The sequence below is a fragment of the Pseudovibrio sp. Alg231-02 genome (assembly GCF_900143565.1).
Lineage (GTDB): Bacteria > Pseudomonadota > Alphaproteobacteria > Rhizobiales > Stappiaceae > Pseudovibrio.
The window spans coordinates 35,423-50,970 of the sequence record NZ_FREX01000009.1; the positions used below are offsets into that span (position 1 = coordinate 35,423).

17 protein-coding genes and 1 tRNA gene are annotated in these 15,548 nt (G+C 50.3%); 8 read left to right on the forward strand and 10 right to left on the reverse strand.

Features of this window, described 5'->3' with window-relative positions; genetic code table 11:
- Positions 1–68: 68 nt before the first annotated feature.
- Together hutW and hutX are read left to right on the forward strand one after the other, a co-directional pair.
- Positions 69–1,439: a heme anaerobic degradation radical SAM methyltransferase ChuW/HutW gene (hutW, locus tag DHN43_RS20690; protein ID WP_108819885.1), complete on the forward strand. Its 1,371-nt coding sequence runs from the start codon at positions 69–71 to the stop codon at positions 1,437–1,439.
- Positions 1,436–1,930, forward strand: a complete 495-nt coding sequence (gene hutX, locus DHN43_RS20695; protein WP_108819886.1) for a heme utilization cystosolic carrier protein HutX — start codon at positions 1,436–1,438, stop codon at positions 1,928–1,930. Before hutW ends, hutX begins: the two co-directional genes overlap by 4 nt.
- Before the next feature lie 105 nt (positions 1,931–2,035).
- Here hutX and DHN43_RS20700 read toward each other — a convergent pair whose 3' ends face one another.
- Positions 2,036–2,602: an MAPEG family protein gene (locus DHN43_RS20700; RefSeq protein ID WP_108819887.1), complete on the reverse strand. Its 567-nt coding sequence runs from the start codon at positions 2,600–2,602 to the stop codon at positions 2,036–2,038.
- A gap of 351 nt (positions 2,603–2,953) precedes the next feature.
- Here DHN43_RS20700 and DHN43_RS20705 point away from each other — a divergent pair, with 351 nt between their 5' ends.
- Complete coding sequence (locus tag DHN43_RS20705; protein WP_057462731.1) at positions 2,954–3,382, forward strand: Hsp20 family protein; 429 nt, start codon at positions 2,954–2,956, stop codon at positions 3,380–3,382.
- A gap of 161 nt (positions 3,383–3,543) precedes the next feature.
- Positions 3,544–3,804, forward strand: a complete 261-nt coding sequence (locus DHN43_RS20710) for a DUF1150 family protein (RefSeq protein WP_008548441.1) — start codon at positions 3,544–3,546, stop codon at positions 3,802–3,804.
- 151 nt (positions 3,805–3,955) lie between these two features.
- Here the strand turns inward: DHN43_RS20710 and ptsN are convergent, their stop codons facing one another.
- The 8 genes from ptsN to DHN43_RS20750 all read right to left on the reverse strand — a co-directional run bounded on the left by ptsN (position 3,956) and on the right by DHN43_RS20750 (position 10,034).
- A complete protein-coding gene (ptsN, locus tag DHN43_RS20715) occupies positions 3,956–4,423 on the reverse strand; it encodes a PTS IIA-like nitrogen regulatory protein PtsN (RefSeq protein ID WP_057462732.1) in 468 nt (155 codons plus the stop codon).
- Positions 4,424–4,498: 75 nt separating this feature from the next.
- The gene (gene hpf / locus DHN43_RS20720; RefSeq protein ID WP_082596743.1) at positions 4,499–5,089 is read right to left on the reverse strand and encodes a ribosome hibernation-promoting factor, HPF/YfiA family; all 591 of its coding nucleotides are present in this window, start codon (positions 5,087–5,089) and stop codon (positions 4,499–4,501) included.
- Between the two features lie 218 nt (positions 5,090–5,307).
- Positions 5,308–6,846, reverse strand: coding sequence for an RNA polymerase factor sigma-54 (rpoN, locus tag DHN43_RS20725; protein WP_108819888.1), 1,539 nt, complete (start codon positions 6,844–6,846; stop codon positions 5,308–5,310).
- Between the two features lie 74 nt (positions 6,847–6,920).
- Positions 6,921–7,715: an LPS export ABC transporter ATP-binding protein gene (lptB, locus tag DHN43_RS20730; protein ID WP_057462735.1), complete on the reverse strand. Its 795-nt coding sequence runs from the start codon at positions 7,713–7,715 to the stop codon at positions 6,921–6,923.
- Between the two features lie 19 nt (positions 7,716–7,734).
- Positions 7,735–8,244 carry a lipopolysaccharide transport periplasmic protein LptA gene (gene lptA, locus DHN43_RS20735; protein WP_208860021.1) on the reverse strand — a complete coding sequence of 170 codons (510 nt, stop codon included), beginning with the start codon at positions 8,242–8,244 and terminating at the stop codon, positions 7,735–7,737.
- Between the two features lie 56 nt (positions 8,245–8,300).
- Complete coding sequence (lptC, locus tag DHN43_RS20740; protein WP_208995535.1) at positions 8,301–8,963, reverse strand: LPS export ABC transporter periplasmic protein LptC; 663 nt, start codon at positions 8,961–8,963, stop codon at positions 8,301–8,303.
- 251 nt (positions 8,964–9,214) lie between these two features.
- On the reverse strand, positions 9,215–9,835 hold the full coding sequence (locus DHN43_RS20745; RefSeq protein ID WP_108819889.1) for a ribonuclease D: 621 nt from the start codon (positions 9,833–9,835) through the stop codon (positions 9,215–9,217).
- 112 nt (positions 9,836–9,947) lie between these two features.
- Positions 9,948–10,034 (reverse strand) — tRNA-Leu (locus tag DHN43_RS20750).
- 230 nt (positions 10,035–10,264) lie between these two features.
- On the opposite strand from DHN43_RS20750, the gene DHN43_RS20755 reads away from it, so the two are divergent.
- Both DHN43_RS20755 and DHN43_RS20760 read left to right on the forward strand, forming a co-directional pair.
- Positions 10,265–11,251 carry a complex I NDUFA9 subunit family protein gene (locus tag DHN43_RS20755; protein ID WP_108819890.1) on the forward strand — a complete coding sequence of 329 codons (987 nt, stop codon included), beginning with the start codon at positions 10,265–10,267 and terminating at the stop codon, positions 11,249–11,251.
- Positions 11,252–11,502: 251 nt separating this feature from the next.
- Complete coding sequence (locus DHN43_RS20760; protein WP_108819891.1) at positions 11,503–12,690, forward strand: hypothetical protein; 1,188 nt, start codon at positions 11,503–11,505, stop codon at positions 12,688–12,690.
- 48 nt (positions 12,691–12,738) lie between these two features.
- On the opposite strand, the gene DHN43_RS20765 is transcribed toward DHN43_RS20760, so the two are convergent.
- Positions 12,739–13,548 carry an undecaprenyl-diphosphate phosphatase gene (locus tag DHN43_RS20765; RefSeq protein ID WP_093516678.1) on the reverse strand — a complete coding sequence of 270 codons (810 nt, stop codon included), beginning with the start codon at positions 13,546–13,548 and terminating at the stop codon, positions 12,739–12,741.
- 149 nt (positions 13,549–13,697) lie between these two features.
- Between DHN43_RS20765 and DHN43_RS20770 the strand changes: the two genes are divergently transcribed.
- Complete coding sequence (locus tag DHN43_RS20770) at positions 13,698–14,390, forward strand: glutathione S-transferase family protein (protein WP_057462740.1); 693 nt, start codon at positions 13,698–13,700, stop codon at positions 14,388–14,390.
- Positions 14,391–14,449: 59 nt separating this feature from the next.
- Positions 14,450–15,547: a tRNA epoxyqueuosine(34) reductase QueG gene (queG, locus tag DHN43_RS20775; protein WP_244306884.1), complete on the forward strand. Its 1,098-nt coding sequence runs from the start codon at positions 14,450–14,452 to the stop codon at positions 15,545–15,547.
- The last annotated feature ends 1 nt before the right edge of the window (position 15,548 follow it).

The following is a 15,548-nucleotide window of genomic DNA, read 5'->3' on the forward strand; positions in this document are numbered from 1 at the left end:
TTGATGTAAATACTCATATTTAGCCAGCGCATTGCGAGCCAACCAAATTAACAAAGCTAGGTTGACCGATGAAAGCTGCGCTGGAAAAATTCTTCGCTCAGGAAACAGACGATCCTCTCCGCTATGCATTTGAGCGCCGTGGTGCCCATATGCCCGGCTCTGCTGGTGAGGCTGTATCGGAAGAGGAGCACCAGCTTGTTTGGCAGGAAATTCAAAAATCCAAACGGTCAGGCATGGCCGTCATGTATTTGCATGTCCCATTTTGCGCCAACCATTGCTTGTTCTGCGGGTTCTACCGCAACAAATGGCATGAAGAACACTCAGCCCCATATGCTGATGCATTAATCAAAGAACTTGAGCTGGAGGCATCTTCCCCCGCTTCTCAAAGCTCACCAATCAACGCCGTTTATTTTGGCGGCGGCACTCCGACAGCCCTACATGCGAAAGACCTCGCAAGAGTGATCCGTCGTATCCGAGAACTTTATCCTCTCTCAGCCGATTGTGAGATCACAGTTGAGGGACGTATCTTCCACTTTGATGATGACAAGATTGATGCATGTCTGGATGCGGGTGCAAATCGCTTTTCAACCGGAGTTCAATCCTTCAACACCAAAGTCCGCAAGCGGCAAGGCCGTAAGGCAAGCGGATCAGAAGCAATCCGTTTCTTTGAAGGCCTGAGAGACCGCAACCGTGCTGCAATCGTCTGTGACCTGATATTAGGTCTGCCCTATCAAACCGCAGAAGTCTGGCGTGATGATTTACGAACTGTTGTGGATCTGGGCTTGGATGGTGTCGATCTATACACACTCGCAGTCTTTCCCGGCAGTCCCCTTTCAAAAGCGATTGAGAAGGGGGCTTGCGACCCTGCAGCGTCCTTGCCGCAGCAGGGAGCTATGTACGGCGAGGGTTTAGAGTACATGCATCACCACGGTTGGAAACAGATTTCTTCCAGTCATTGGGGTCGACAGACCCGAGAGCGTAATCTTTACAACACATTGATCAAGTCTGGCGCAGACTGCCTAGCCTTCGGTTCCGGGGCAGGCGGCAACATCAACGGATATTCCTACGGCATCCATGGAGGAATCGTGGACTACATGCGGTGTCTGGAGGAGGGGGAGAAGCCATTGTCGCGTTTGCACAGAGCCGATCCATTGTCTTCTCCCCTCAACTTCCTAGCTGCTGGAATTGAAGAAATGCGCCTCGACCTCGGGCATCTGGAGCGCACAGAAATCAGCGCCCGTGGTTTTCGCAAATCCATAGACCCATTGTTGGGTAACTGGCAGAGCTTCGGCCTGATCACGGGTGAGGAGATTATCTCCCTCACCACTGCAGGGCGCTTCTGGCATCAAACCCTTCTCACCTATCTCAAGGCTGCCTTTAAATTGCACTCCGCAAGCTTGCAGCTAGAAACCAAAACCTATCAGGAAGAGGCAGCATGAACGCACAAATCACAGAGCTGAAAGAGAAACTTGCAGAAAACCCCGCAGGCATTCTGGAGAGCATTGCCAAGGAGCACGGCCTCTCAATGGCTGACACAATCCGCTGCCTGCCAGAAGAAATGTGGCGTGAACATTCAGGCGAACGTTTTGATGAAGTGATCAAGGCGATCCCTGCCTGGGGCAACGTCACAAGCATCGCAAACACAGGAGACATGATCTTTGAAGTGAAAGGTCCGTTTCCGGAAGGCAGCTATGCGCGCGGGTTCTATAATCTTAAGCAGACAGAAGGCGGCTTCTCCGGCCATATCAAGGCAGATGCGTGCCGCTCTATCATGTTCTTGAAGCGCCCATTCTTCTCCAAGCTGGCGATGTCCATCAATTTCCTGAATGCAGATGGTAACTGTTATCTGAAAATCTTCCTTGGCCGTGATGAGGAAGGTCAGATCAAGCCGGATCAGATTGAAAAATTTGATAAACTCGCGAGCTGGTGAGGCTGTGAGACATCGAAAATCATAGACCACCGATTTCGCTCACGGTGATCTGTGAAAGGCAGAAGTCGGGGCATTGCCCCGGCTTTTCTGTTTGGACGGTGAGGATCAAACAAACATCGCCATTACGAGATAACTGGCCATCCCATAAAGGCTGAGCAAGCTCAGGCTCATAAACAAGCCTCGTAGGCCGGTTTGGGCTGACAGATAACTGTAAGTGTAGCCAAGCCGGACAACGGCAAATCCAACTATCCAAACCTGCACCATAAGAGTGACAGGCGAAACGATAGCCACAACAGTTGCCAACAGCAGAAAGTAGACCATGTTCTCGGTGGTGTTACGATGAGCATTGTGACGACGTTCCAGCGCGTCACGAGCATCTTGAGCAATTGAAGACGGGCGCCCGCCTTTCTGCTCCCATTCTTCTGGTGTTGTCGCCAGATCATGCTTAGCGCGCGTGAGCTCAGTGACAGTCATCAGCCAGGTGTGATTGCCAAGAAGCAGGACCGCAGCGATGATCAAGGCTTCGATTGCTTCTGGAGTGGGAAGAGTGATGACGAGCGGTTTAATGCCGAAGACGAACAGGTTGATGAGAAGGCTGATAGCGATCAGCGCAAACGGATAAGCCTTCACCATCAAAGTGGCACGTGAGTTATCTACCTCAGCAATGTCCATTCCTATCACTCCCCTTGAGGCAACATTCTCCAAAAGCAGACGCTACGATTTCTTAAGGGGGACGTAAACCTGTCATTCCCGGCATGGCAGCAGAGAAGGGAAACGAAGGACCAAACAGACCAAGGGCTCAAAGCAGCACTGTTTAAAGTCCTGCAAGTTTACCACCCAAGCTTGTTGTGGGGCCTGAGAATACCGTTGCGATCCGGGAGAATTAATTGAGTATCATTAAGTTAACTTGAAACCTTCGCCGCTAACCGCCATATTCCAGAGGAAAGACCGAGGGCGAGATGCTCTCACACCGGATGCCTAATGAGGGTCTGGAGCTGGGTCGCTTGAAGAAGGACTTGGATTATGACGCGAGTATCTGCGTTTTCGAGCCCATTTATGTTGGGGTTCGATGATATTGAGCGCGTATTGGACAGGGTGAGCAAAGCAGCCAATGACGGCTACCCACCCTACAATATTGAACGCCTCGTTGCCACTGAAGAGAAAGGTGAAGTCATCCGCATCACGCTTGCGGTTGCCGGCTTCACACGTGACCAACTGGATGTTTCTGTTGAGGAAAGCCAATTGGTAATCCGTGGTCGCCAACAAGAAGACAAAACTCGCCAATACCTACACAGGGGTATAGCTGCACGACAGTTCCAACGCGCATTTGTATTGGCCGAAGGCATTGAGATTTTAGGGGCAGACCTGCGAGATGGTCTGTTGTCTATTGATCTTGCTCGTCCTGAGCCAGAGCGTATCGTTCGCCGGATTGAAATCTCGGCGGGGGACTGAATTAAAGGAGCAATCCTTTCTTCGCGCTGATCTGAATATTGAAGCGTATCTCCGGAAAGCGGAAAACCGATTTTTGGGCAAAGATGCGCGCGACAATAAAGACTTAGAGCTTGAAGCGAAAACATGCGCAGCCTGCTCTAGTAACTCTCAAGGAGAAGGCGATGACACGCGCCCCTTCTGTGCTGGCCGACGACCCGTACGAAAATTTTGAAGAACTCGGAGCTGGTGAAGTCGCCTATGTTAGGCGCGTTTCTCCAAATGACCTGAAGAAGATGTTCCCTGATGCAGAGCTGCAGGATGCAGACCTTCCTGCTTGGGCTCTTTTGGCTGCTGACGGAACACCACTGGTTCTAACTGATACACGTAACGCAGCAATTGCAAACGCAATTGAGAATGATCTGGAAGCTTTGAGCGTCCACTAAACCAACTACTGGGAGCTCTCAGAGGGAGTAATAGCGAAGGACAGCGTTTCAAAGCGTAGAAAAGATCTTCAAACCCAGTGAATTAGGCAAAAAAAAAGCCTGGATTGGAATGCGTCCGATCCAGGCTTTTTTGTTTTTGAGCTGACGTGCCTCAGGCTGCGTTAGGCGAAGCCTGTGGGTGGGTCAGAATAGAATAAATTGCAGCAGCATCTGTTGTTGCGCGCAGCTTGCTTGCAACATCAGAATCCCTCAAAAGTCGTGCAACACGTGCCAGAGCTTTCAAGTGGTCCGCTCCAGCGCCTTCTGGCGCAAGCAAAACAAAGATCAGATCAACAGGCTGGTCATCCAAGCTGTCGAACTCGATCGGTTTGTCCAGTCGCGCAAACAGGCCGTGCAACCCGTCAAGGTCCACGATTTTTCCATGCGGAATTGCAATGCCGTTTCCGACACCTGTTGAGCCGAGACGTTCGCGTTGCAGCAGCGTATCAAAGATATCGCGCTCAGTTTCTCCGCAAATCTCAGAGGCCCGTTCTGCAAGTTCCTGCAGGGCTTGTTTCTTGCTGTTTGCCTTGAGGTTGGCAATGACAGCCTCAGGACGAAGAAGTTCGTTCAGATCCATTCCTTGATCCGTGTCCATGCAAAATACAAAGCCGGTAAAAACCGGCTTTGTACAGGGTCGTGATGACCATGATTATCAGTTAGGAGCAGCCCCGTTAGCGAGATTTGGATCAATCCAGCCAACGTTTCCATCGTGACGACGGAATACGACATTTACCTCACCATTACCAGCGTTGCGGAACACTACAACGGGAGCTTCACTTAAATCTAGCTCCATAACTGCCATTCCGACAGTCAGTGTTTTCACTTTCGCTTCAGTTTCTGCAACCACAAGTGGGCTGTAGTCGGCGGGTACCTCTTCTTCCTGCTCAGGATCAGCAAGAACATACGATGTTGCGCCGTATGTTTCCCACTCTGCAGGGAGGCCATTTGTGTGGTGGTCGTTTAACTTTCTGTTGTAGCGCCTTAGCCTTTTCTCAATGCGTTCGGCTGCTTTGTCGAAACTTTGTCGCGGATCCTGACTGTCACCCGAAACCTGAAGCACAACTCCCGTGCTGAGGTGGACTGTGCAGTCGGATCGGAAGCCTGAGCCTTCGCGAGCGATTGTCACATGACCCGTGTATGCTCCTGGGAAATATTTATCCAGTGCATCGGAAATCCGGTCTTCAACGTGTGTCCTGGTTGCGTCACCAATGTCCACGTTCCTCCCCGAAATTCTAATTGTCATGGGAACCTCTTATGTTGTGTCGACTTATTCGCTGACAGGTTCTTCAGCCAAAGAGCAAAGAACCCTTCAACACATGTAGTTTGGACCAGCTAAGTTTAAAGTGCTACTGTTTTCGAGTTCTTAGAAAAATCTATGAGAACAGAAAAACATCCTATAGAGGTTATTAACTGATCGGGACCCTATTATGTCTCATTGAAACCATGAGAAATATCAGTGGGTTAGGTCAGGCTTTTCTTTTCTCTCCGACGCTGAACTGAGCTCGGAATCTTTAATGCTTCCCGATACTTAGCTACAGTTCGTCGCGCTATATCCACACCGTCGTCTTTTAAAATTTTCACAAGAGCGTCATCTGAAAGAATCTTCTTCGGATCTTCGGCGTCAATAAGTTGCTTAACTCGATAGCGTACTGATTCCGCTGAGTGCGATTCACCGCCCTCAGAAGAGGCAATTGCGGCAGAAAAAAAGTATTTCAGCTCGAAAATGCCACGCGGCGTAGCAATGTATTTGTTGGATGTGACGCGGCTGACGGTGGATTCATGCATGCCAATGGCGTCCGCCACAACGCGCAGATTCATTGGCCGAAGGTGCTGTACACCATAAGTAAGAAAACCGTCTTGTTGACGAACAATCTCAGAGGACACCTTCAGAATTGTCCGCGCCCGCTGATCAAGGCTTTTGACCAACCAGTTTGCGGTCTGCAGGCTATCGGTGAAGTACGCCAGTTCCTTATCGTTTCTGGAGCCCTGAGAAATCTCGGAGTAGTAACTCTGGCTCACCAGAACCTTAGGCAGGCTCTCTGTGTTGAGCTCAACGGTCCAGCCTCCATCTGAAGCAGGACGAACAAATGCATCTGGCACAATCGGCTGGGTAATTTCCGTATTGAATGCAGCGCCAGGCTTCGGATTGAGCTCTTTTATCTCAAGGATCATGTCCTTGAGGTCTTCATCATCCACTTTGCAAATACGTTTGAGCTTTACGAGGTCATGCAAAGCCAGCAACTCAATGTTCTCGACCAGCGCCTGCATGGCAGGGTCGTAGCGGTCTTTTTCTTTGAGTTGCAGTTTTAGGCACTCAGACAAATCACGCGCAAACACACCAACCGGATCAAGCGCCTGCAAAGCAAGAATAACCCGCTCCAGATCTCGCTCTGAAACCCCGAGGCGCGCAGACATCTCAGCACCGTCAATGCGTAGATAGCCATTTTCATCAATGCAATCGACGAGTTGATGAGCGACCAGAACATCGGCAGGGTTCGTGAGCACAAAACCGAGCTGTTCCTGAAGATGCTCACTCAGGGAGATTTCTGCGGCGACAAACGCTTCAAGATTGTAGTCAGAGGCTCCTGAGGAAGTGCTGTGGCTCGGTGCCTGCCAGTTATCCGCCTTCTGCTGAACCGGATCAACGGCCTGGTGCTCGCCATTATCATCAGGGAAGACGTCAGAGAGTTCAGAATCCAGATTGCTCGATATTGCTTCCGGAGTTGTTTCCAGCTCGTTATTGAGCCAATCCCCCTCCTGCATCTCAGCAGGGCTACTGTCAGCTTCTGGAGTACTTTCTGAATTGGAGGTCTCTCCAGCGGGACCAGCGCCATCCGGGCTGTCATCTCGTTCCAGAAAGGGATTACTTTCCAACTCACTATTAACGTGTGCAATCAGGTCCACATTCGACAGCTGCAACAGCTTGATCGCCTGCATCAGTTGCGGCGTCATGACAAGCTGTTGGCTTTGTCTGAATTCTAATTTTGGACCGATTGCCATAGAGTTATTTCGTCCTCCAAGTGCTGCAAGCTAGCCTGCAACACTCTTCTACGCAATTCGGCATAGGTTGGAAATCAAAGAGTGAACTGTTCCCCGAGATACAAACGCCTTACATCCGGATCTGCAACGATCTGATGTGGCTTGCCTTCTGTCAGAACTTCACCAGCCGCGATAATATATGCGCGGTCAATCAGCCCAAGCGTTTCACGAACGTTGTGGTCTGTAATCAGCACGCCAATACCGCGTTGGGTCAAATGACGTACGAGCTGCTGAATGTCACCCACCGCGATCGGGTCAATACCCGCAAACGGCTCATCAAGCAGCATAAAGGAGGGGCGGGTTGCCAAAGCGCGCGCAATCTCTACACGGCGGCGCTCACCACCACTGAGTGCGATACTTGGCGATTTACGCAGGTGTGTGACACCAAATTCGGTTAGAAGCGAGTCGAGATCTTCTTCACGGCGCTTCTTGTTCGGCTCCACCACTTCTAAAACAGCACGAATGTTGTCTTCAACAGAGAGACCACGGAAAATTGAGGCTTCCTGAGGCAGATAACCAACGCCCAGGCGCGCGCGGCGATACATTGGCAACTGTGTCATGTCGAAGTTGTCGAGGCGAATTGAACCATGATCCGGACGAATAAGACCGGTGATCATATAAAAGCAGGTTGTCTTACCAGCTCCGTTTGGACCCAGCAGTCCCACAGCTTCGCCACGCCGCACATTCAAGCTGACATGTTTGACAACCTGACGACGTCCGTAACTCTTGCCGATGCCATCAACTTCAAGCACCGCCTCTGATGGGTCGGCGTACTTGATGCCTTCTGGCTGGTGCGTTGGGATCTGAGGATCAATTGGGTGTGCACTCAAGAGCGTGGCCTATTTTGCTTTAGTTCTTATTTTCAAGGCTGTTCGGCTGCAAAAGCATCCGCACACGACCGGTGTTGCCGCCAGTTTCGCTGGAATCCAGGTTCGCTTTGCCTGTCTCCAGGTTGATCACAAGGCGCTTGCCAACAATTACGTTTGGTCCCTGGCTGAGAACAACGCGCTTGCCGGTCATCACAACAACCTGTTTGTCCATATCAAAGCTGGCATCGTCACCGGTTGCGACCTGGTCCTTAGAGGAAATCAGGACCTTACCTTTTGCTTCAAGACGGGAAATGGACTGTTGGACGGCCTGGCCATCCGCTGTGCCATTGGCCATGGAGCCAGCATAAAACACGATCAAGCGCTGGGTTTCCAGCTTGGTTTCACCTTGGGTAACAACAACATTTCCACTGAAGATAGCGCTTTTGTCTTTGTCACGAACCTGAAGGTTAGTCGCTTCAATCTCAATAGGTTCTTTATTGTTAGAACCAAATCCGGCGAATGAATCGGAGAACGTTTGTGCGTGGGCCATTCCAGCCAGCCCGAATGCCATAAGACAAGATAGAGAGAATATTCTCATCCGGTTAATCATTGACCGTTCTCCAGTGCCCAGGGCAGAAGCTTCATCTTGACGCCCCGGCGAAAATTCAAAACATTGTTTTTCTGATCAAATTCCATAGATCCAGCATCGATATAGCCACCATCAGAGATGACATCAACTGTATCGTTGGTCTGGATTGTACCTGTCTTCATATCGATATCGAGATACTCAAATTCTGCGGAATAGCCTTTACTGTACGCGACCGTAATCCCATTGGTGAGATTCAGGGTTTCCATCTCTGTATCAAACGTCCCGTTTCGAGAGGTGATACTAACAGTTTCCCCGGGAGCTATTGTGATTTCGGCCACAATATTCTCTAAATCAATCACTTGCGGGTTTGTTATACGCTGAATAGCCCGATCCGCCTGAACGTTGTATGAACGATCACCATCATTTCCCGACAGATGCGGGTTGGACATGACCAGTCCTTCGGTTGTCAGGCTGATATCTCCAATGCTCAGGCCGGCAAGAATGTTTTGGAAAACGATCATGCCAATCACACCAGCGGCGATCAGTAATCCGCCAGCAGGAAGAGCAAATCGGAGAATGCGAACGAGAATGGAATGTCGACGCGCAGATTTGCGCGCTTTTTCAAGCCGTGTTTGCGCTTCATTCGCAAACTCTTTGGGCATGTTTTCCATTGTTGTCATTCATAGTCCTGGAACATTCTGGACGCGATACAGACGGGGATCGCTGTCCGGTTGCCATTTTCCGGTCTCTCGTACAGTGAGTAACCAGTATCTTACAGGCACAAGCCGCTTCCGTTGATACGCAAATTTCAGGTAAAAACCCGAAAGGAAGCGGTAAGTACACACTAGCTGCCTAAATGGGGGGGCTTCAACAAATTACAAATGCTGAAGCCCATTAAACCGCAAATACTGGTAGAAAACTCGAGTTTCACTTAAGAATGTGCGAAAATATCGTTCTCAGGCCATCCTGCAAGGTCAAGCTGTGCGCGTGTTGGCAGAAATTCGAAGCACTTCTGTGCAATTTCGGTACGCTCTTCACGTTCCAGCATAAATTCAAGGCGTTCTTTAAGCTTATGAAGGTGCAGAACATCTGATGCAGCATAGGCCAGCTGAGCATCTGTCAGTTTTTCAGCTGCCCAATCAGAGCTCTGCTGCTGTTTGGAAAGGTCAACACCAATCAACTCGCGGCAGAGATCTTTCAGTCCGTGACGGTCCGTGTAGGTACGCACGAGCTTGGAAGCGATTTTTGTGCACCAGACCGGAGAAACGGAAATGTCCAGATACTCTTTCAATATGGCAACATCAAAGCGGGCAAAGTGAAAGATCTTTGGCTTGCTCTCATCTTCAAGCAGCGCTTGCAAATTAGGAGCAACCAGCTGGCCGCGTTCAATCTGCACCACGTCAGCAGTGCCGTCGCCAGAAGAAAGCTGCACAACGCACAACCGATCCCGGTGCGGATTCAGACCTAGAGTCTCGGAGTCTACTGCAACGGCGTCAGCTGAAGCATAGTTGGAAAGGTCTGGAAGATCGTTCTTGTGATATCTGATTGTCATTGTTGCTCTCGAAGAATAAGCGCGATTTGGTACATGAGACGTGTTTTGTCTCTTCTACACCAAACGGTCAAGTTACTCTGTAATTTTTAGGGAGAGCTTTGTGAAGAAAAGATGGTGCCCAGAAGAGGACTCGAACCTCCACGCCCTTGCGGGCACTAGCACCTGAAGCTAGCGCGTCTACCAATTCCGCCATCTGGGCATATCATCTTTTTCTTTCAGAGGGTTGCTGCTTGGCAGCGCCGCTCTGTGAGGCTGGGTTCTAGTGATCCGGGCTGAGATTGTCAATCACACATTTGCAAAGAGTTTTAATTTCTCCACAGAGTGCCTTCACATCCCAAAACCTTGAGCGTATTAACATCCCATGAATTATAGCTTTTTTGAGGGTTATGCGCGCTAATACGCGTACCTGCAAAATTTTGGCAAAGGTGGATGAAAATGGCGCAAGCGCTTAACGGGAAACTTATAACCGTTTTTGGCGGGTCAGGATTTATTGGTCGTCACGTTATCAGGATCTTAGCAGAGCGCGGATACAGCGTCCGCGCCGCTGTTCGTCATCCTGACCTTGCAGAGCATTTGCAGCCGCTGGGGGCTGTTGGGCAAATCATGCCTGTCGCTGCGAGCGTGCGTAACAAAAAATCTGTCGAGCGCGCCGTTGAAGGCGCCTGCGCAGTTATCAACCTTGTGGGTATTCTCTATGAGAGTGGTGCTCAGAAGTTTGACAGTGTTCAGGCAAAAGGCCCTGCAACAGTGGCTGAGGTCTGCAAAGAGCAGGGCATTCATAACCTGGTGCACGTTTCTGCAATTGGCGCGGATGAAAATAGCCCGGCTATTTATGCAAGAACAAAAGCTGCAGGCGAAAAGGCCGTTCTGGATGCAATGCCAGATGCCGTCATCTTCCGTCCTTCCATCGTATTCGGTCCAGAAGATGATTTTTTCAACCGTTTCGGCAGTATGGCACAGCTCTTCCCGGTATTGCCTCTGATCGGCGGTGGTCACACCAAATTCCAGCCAGTTTATGTGGGTGATGTTGCGCTCTCTATTGCGAATGCCATCGAGGGCAAGGCTGAAGCTGGCAAAATTTACGAGCTAGGCGGCCCTCAGGTCGCGACCTTTAAGGAATGCTTGCAGCTGCTGATGCAGGTCATTCATCGCAAACGCATGCTGGTTACTTTGCCGTTCCTGATCGCACGTATTCAGGCAAAGTTCATGCAGATGCTGCCAAAGCCAATGTTGACTGTTGATCAGGTCAATCTGCTGAAGAGCGATAACGTTGTAAGCAAGGAAGCGCAGTCGGAGAAGCGTACTTTTGAAGGGCTTGGCATTGAGCCGCATTCCATGGAAGCAATTCTGCCAACGTATCTTGATAAGTTCCGCCCCCATGGGCAGTACGATGCAAAAAGACCTGCTAAGTCATAGTGATTTAGTCGATTTTGGAACACAAAGCCCCGCCTCTGGCGGGGTTTTTTCGTGCCTGAAATGACTGTGATTTGCGTAGTCGCAACCTCAATGGAGCGGCTCATTCAATTTTAACCTAAGCTCACAGGTGCTGCATAAGCATATGTTCACCACCAGTTCTAAAAGCCGTACTACCTTCATCATACTACCGCATATTGTTCGATACTAAGTAGTTTCCTTAGCAGTAGAGCCTTCAAAACTGGAATGAGACCATGCCGCTGACCGACTTGACCCCAGAAGAGCATCGATGGACAGAGGATATGTTTAAACTCCTGCGTATCAATGCAGGCGGTGCAGAAGGTGCTGAGACAGGCGAAGCATCAGCTGAAGCTGCCTTACCTGCGGACTTTTCTCAGCTAGAGCATTCTATTTCTGAACTAAATGCTAAAAGTGACATTCTGAGAAATTATAAGGCACTGAATTCATCTTTCAAAAAATGCGATAAAGCGACTCAATCCGCTCTCAAGGCGGCTCTGGCTGCGATCCATGACAAGAATGAGAATGCTGTTATCTCTTCCGTCTCTCTCTTGCAAAAGTGCGTTTCGGAACACTCAGAACTGATCAATGATGCAGAAAGAACGCTTTCTGAACTATCAGATGAAGTTGGCGGTCTACGAGAAGAATACAATGAGCATGCAAACCGTAATGCCGAGTTTGTGAAGCGTGCTTATTTCAGTAAGGCCAATGCCAAAAAGCTTAGCAAGTTCACATCAGCTTGTGAGGATGTAAACAAGGAGCTCTCCCACGCAGAAGCATGCGTTCAGGCCCGCAACATTGATGATGTCAACAAGGCGTTGAAGTCAGGCAACAAAGCCCTTCAAAAGCTCCGTAAAGAGATGGACTGGCTGGATTTAGCGGAAGCAAGCAAGCCTGAAAGCAAACGTATGGGTGATGAAAAGCTTCAGGGTAGCATCACTGCTGACTATGACAAAAAGAAAGAAAGCTGGCGCCCGCAGGTTTGCTACAACGCGGCAATGAAAGTTGGTGTCATAGAGGGCAACCTGCCAGAGTTTTTGCGATCGAGCCTGATGGGGGAGAACAAGGTAAATGGCTACCCGGAAGGATATCCTGAGTTGATGGGCGTATCTCCCGAAACAGTCGAAAAAGAGTTCGACCACACCAAAGTTGAAGAGTCCGGCGTTCTCAATTTTGTTGATGATAAAACGGGCCACATCTCTCATACCGCCTATCTTCAAAAGACAGACAAAGGGTCCGTCGAGCTTTATCACACCAACTGTCAAACACTGGATATGGCCCTGCTGCGTAAAGATCAGGACATTCCAAAATCTGGACTGGTTACTCATTACGAGCTCAGCGATCCCGACACCCAGAACAGGTTTCAGGAATGGTTGAACAATGGATACAGCTTCAAACACACCCCAGCTTCCGACCTGAAATAAAAAAGCGCCGCATGTTTGCGACGCTTTGAAGATGAATTGTAGATGCGGTTAGCTCTGAGTGAGGATGAGACCTAATAGTCCAAGCCCGCCTACAATGATGCGCCACCAGCCGAACAACGCGAAGCCGTGTTTGGAGACATAATCAAGCAAGCTGCGTACAACAAAGAAACCGGCAATAAAGGAAGAGACCAGCCCGATGATAATCAGGGTCCAGTCATCCTGCCCCAACGCGTCCTTGTTCTTCAGGAAATCAAAAACAAACGCACCAACCATGGTTGGCATTGCGAGGAAGAATGAAAACTCCGCCGCAGACCGTTTGTCCGTGCCCATCAGCAAGGATGCGACAATCGTAGCGCCACTACGAGACACGCCCGGGATCATCGCCATGCACTGTGCAAAGCCAATCTTGATGTAAAGCGAAAGCGGATAGTCTTCCACGTTGGTATAGCGTGCTTGCAAAGGCATTTTATCAACCAGCAGCATAATGATACCACCGAAAATCAGCGTCACGCAGACCAGAGCGGGGGTTTCAAACAAAACCGCCTTGATAAAATCGTAGGCCAGTGCGCCAATCGCTGCAGCAGGTAGAAACGCAAGCAGAACACCTATTGTGAAATGCCGGGCTTTTGCACTTGTTGGCAGTGCAACTGCAATTCTTGTGAGCCGTGTGAAGTAGACACTCAGGATTGCTGCAATAGCTCCAAGCTGGATCATCACCTCAAAGGCGCGACCTTCACTTTTAAACCCGATAAAATGCCCGATCAGCAACAGATGCCCTGTGGAGGAAACTGGGATGAACTCAGTCAGGCCTTCAATGATGCCGAGCAGCAATGCGCCGACGATACTTTCAGTTGTCATTAAACGATGGTCTCCACGAATTTTCCCCAGATGTCATTGGTGAGGTTGTCCCCGTGTTTTCGTATGGTTTACCGTCTCAAGACTCTTTTGAGACAAATTACGTTTCTATAGCAACCTTTTGGTTACAGGTTTGCTCATAAATCAGAACAATGCTCAAGCTCTATCATCATCCTTTCTCTCCTGAATCGCGCTTCGCACGCTTAGCGCTCGGAGAATATGGAACTCCGTTTGAATGTCAGACGGAGTACCCTTGGGCACGTCGTCACGACTTCCTCATGATGAACCCAGCAGGAACGCTTCCCGTTCTGAAGGAAAATGATGGCCCTGCTGTGTGCGGGCCCATGGTTATCATGGAATACTTGGACGAAACTCGCGGCTATGCGATTCCTAACAGCCGCTTGTTGCCAGATCATCCTGAAGCACGTGCAGAAACGCGTCGTCTCGTCTCTTGGTTTTTGCAAAAATTCCTCGGTGAGGTTATTGGCTACATCGTGCAAGAACGCATTTACAAACAGGAGATGCCGGATAGCCAGGGTGGCGGACAGCCAGACTCAAGCATCTTACGGATTGCACGGGTCAATATGCTGAACCATTTGCGCTATATCGGATACCTTGCCGCGACACGTAAGTGGTTGGCTGGTGATCGGCTCACATTCGCTGATCTGGCCGCAGCAAGTCTTCTCTCCTGTGCAGACTATCTTGGTGAAGTTCCATGGTCCGAGGACGAAAACGTGAAGAGCTGGTACGCGCGGATGAAATCTCGTCCGAGCTTCCGCCCAATTCTGGCGGACAAAATGCTCGGCATGCCAGCGGCAAAGACCTACGCGGATCTGGACTTCTAAAACCTCATTCAGACACACAGCTAACGGAAAAGCAGGCTGCTCGCGTTAAAGCAGACCTGATCAAGCGTGCACGTGCAGTTGGGTTCGATGACGTCCGTATCACCACGGCTGATGCGATCCCGCTCGCGCCAGAGCGCCTGCATCACTTCATCGAGCAAGGTTATCACGCCACAATGGAATGGATGCCGGAAACAGAAGTCCGGCGTTCAAGCCCGTTGGAACTGTGGCCGGAAGCCCGCTCTGTTGTCATGCTGGCGATGAATTATGGGCCAGACATCGACCCGATGGAAATGCGCGACAAGCCAGATAAAGCGCACATTTCAGTCTATGCCCGCAACCGCGATTATCACGACCTTGTCAAAGGCAAAATGAAAGAGCTGGCCAGCCTGTTGGTTTCCAAAGGAGGTGGGGATGTAAAGGTGTTTGTGGACACAGCTCCGGTAATGGAAAAACCTCTGGCTCATTCCGCTGGGCTCGGCTGGCAAGGCAAACACTCCAATCTGGTGTCCAGAGAGCTTGGATCTTGGTTCTTCCTTGGGGCGATCTTCTCAACCTTGGATCTGCCGCTGGATGAGCCTGAAGTCGACCATTGTGGCAACTGCAAACGCTGCCTCACAGTTTGCCCGACTGAGGCCTTTCCAGCGCCGTATCAAGTGGATGCCAACCGGTGCATTTCTTATCTGACCATCGAGCACCATGGTCCGATCCCACTGGAATTTCGCAAGCCAATAGGCAACCGCATCTATGGCTGTGATGACTGCCTCTCTGTTTGCCCGTGGAATAAGTTTGCTCAGTCTGCCAGCGAAGCCAAATTGCAAGCCCGCGAAGACCTGATGGAACCAGCTCTTGCCGAGTTGCTGCAAATGGACGATCCAACCTTTCGCAAGTTCTTTTCTGGTTCTCCGGTGAAGCGCATTGGCCGCAACCGCTTCATCCGCAACTGCCTCATCGCAGCAGGCAACAGCGCAGAAGAAAAGCTCATCCCTCACGTGCTAAGCCACCTGCAAGGCGAGGACGAAACCGTCCGCGTCTCCGCAGTCTGGGCCCTAGCCCAACTTGTCTCCACCACCGATTTCGAGAAGCACAAGTCAGTATTGTTGGTGGATGAGCAAAGTGATGTGGTCAAAGCTGAATGGGAACAAGGCACCTCTTCTTGAG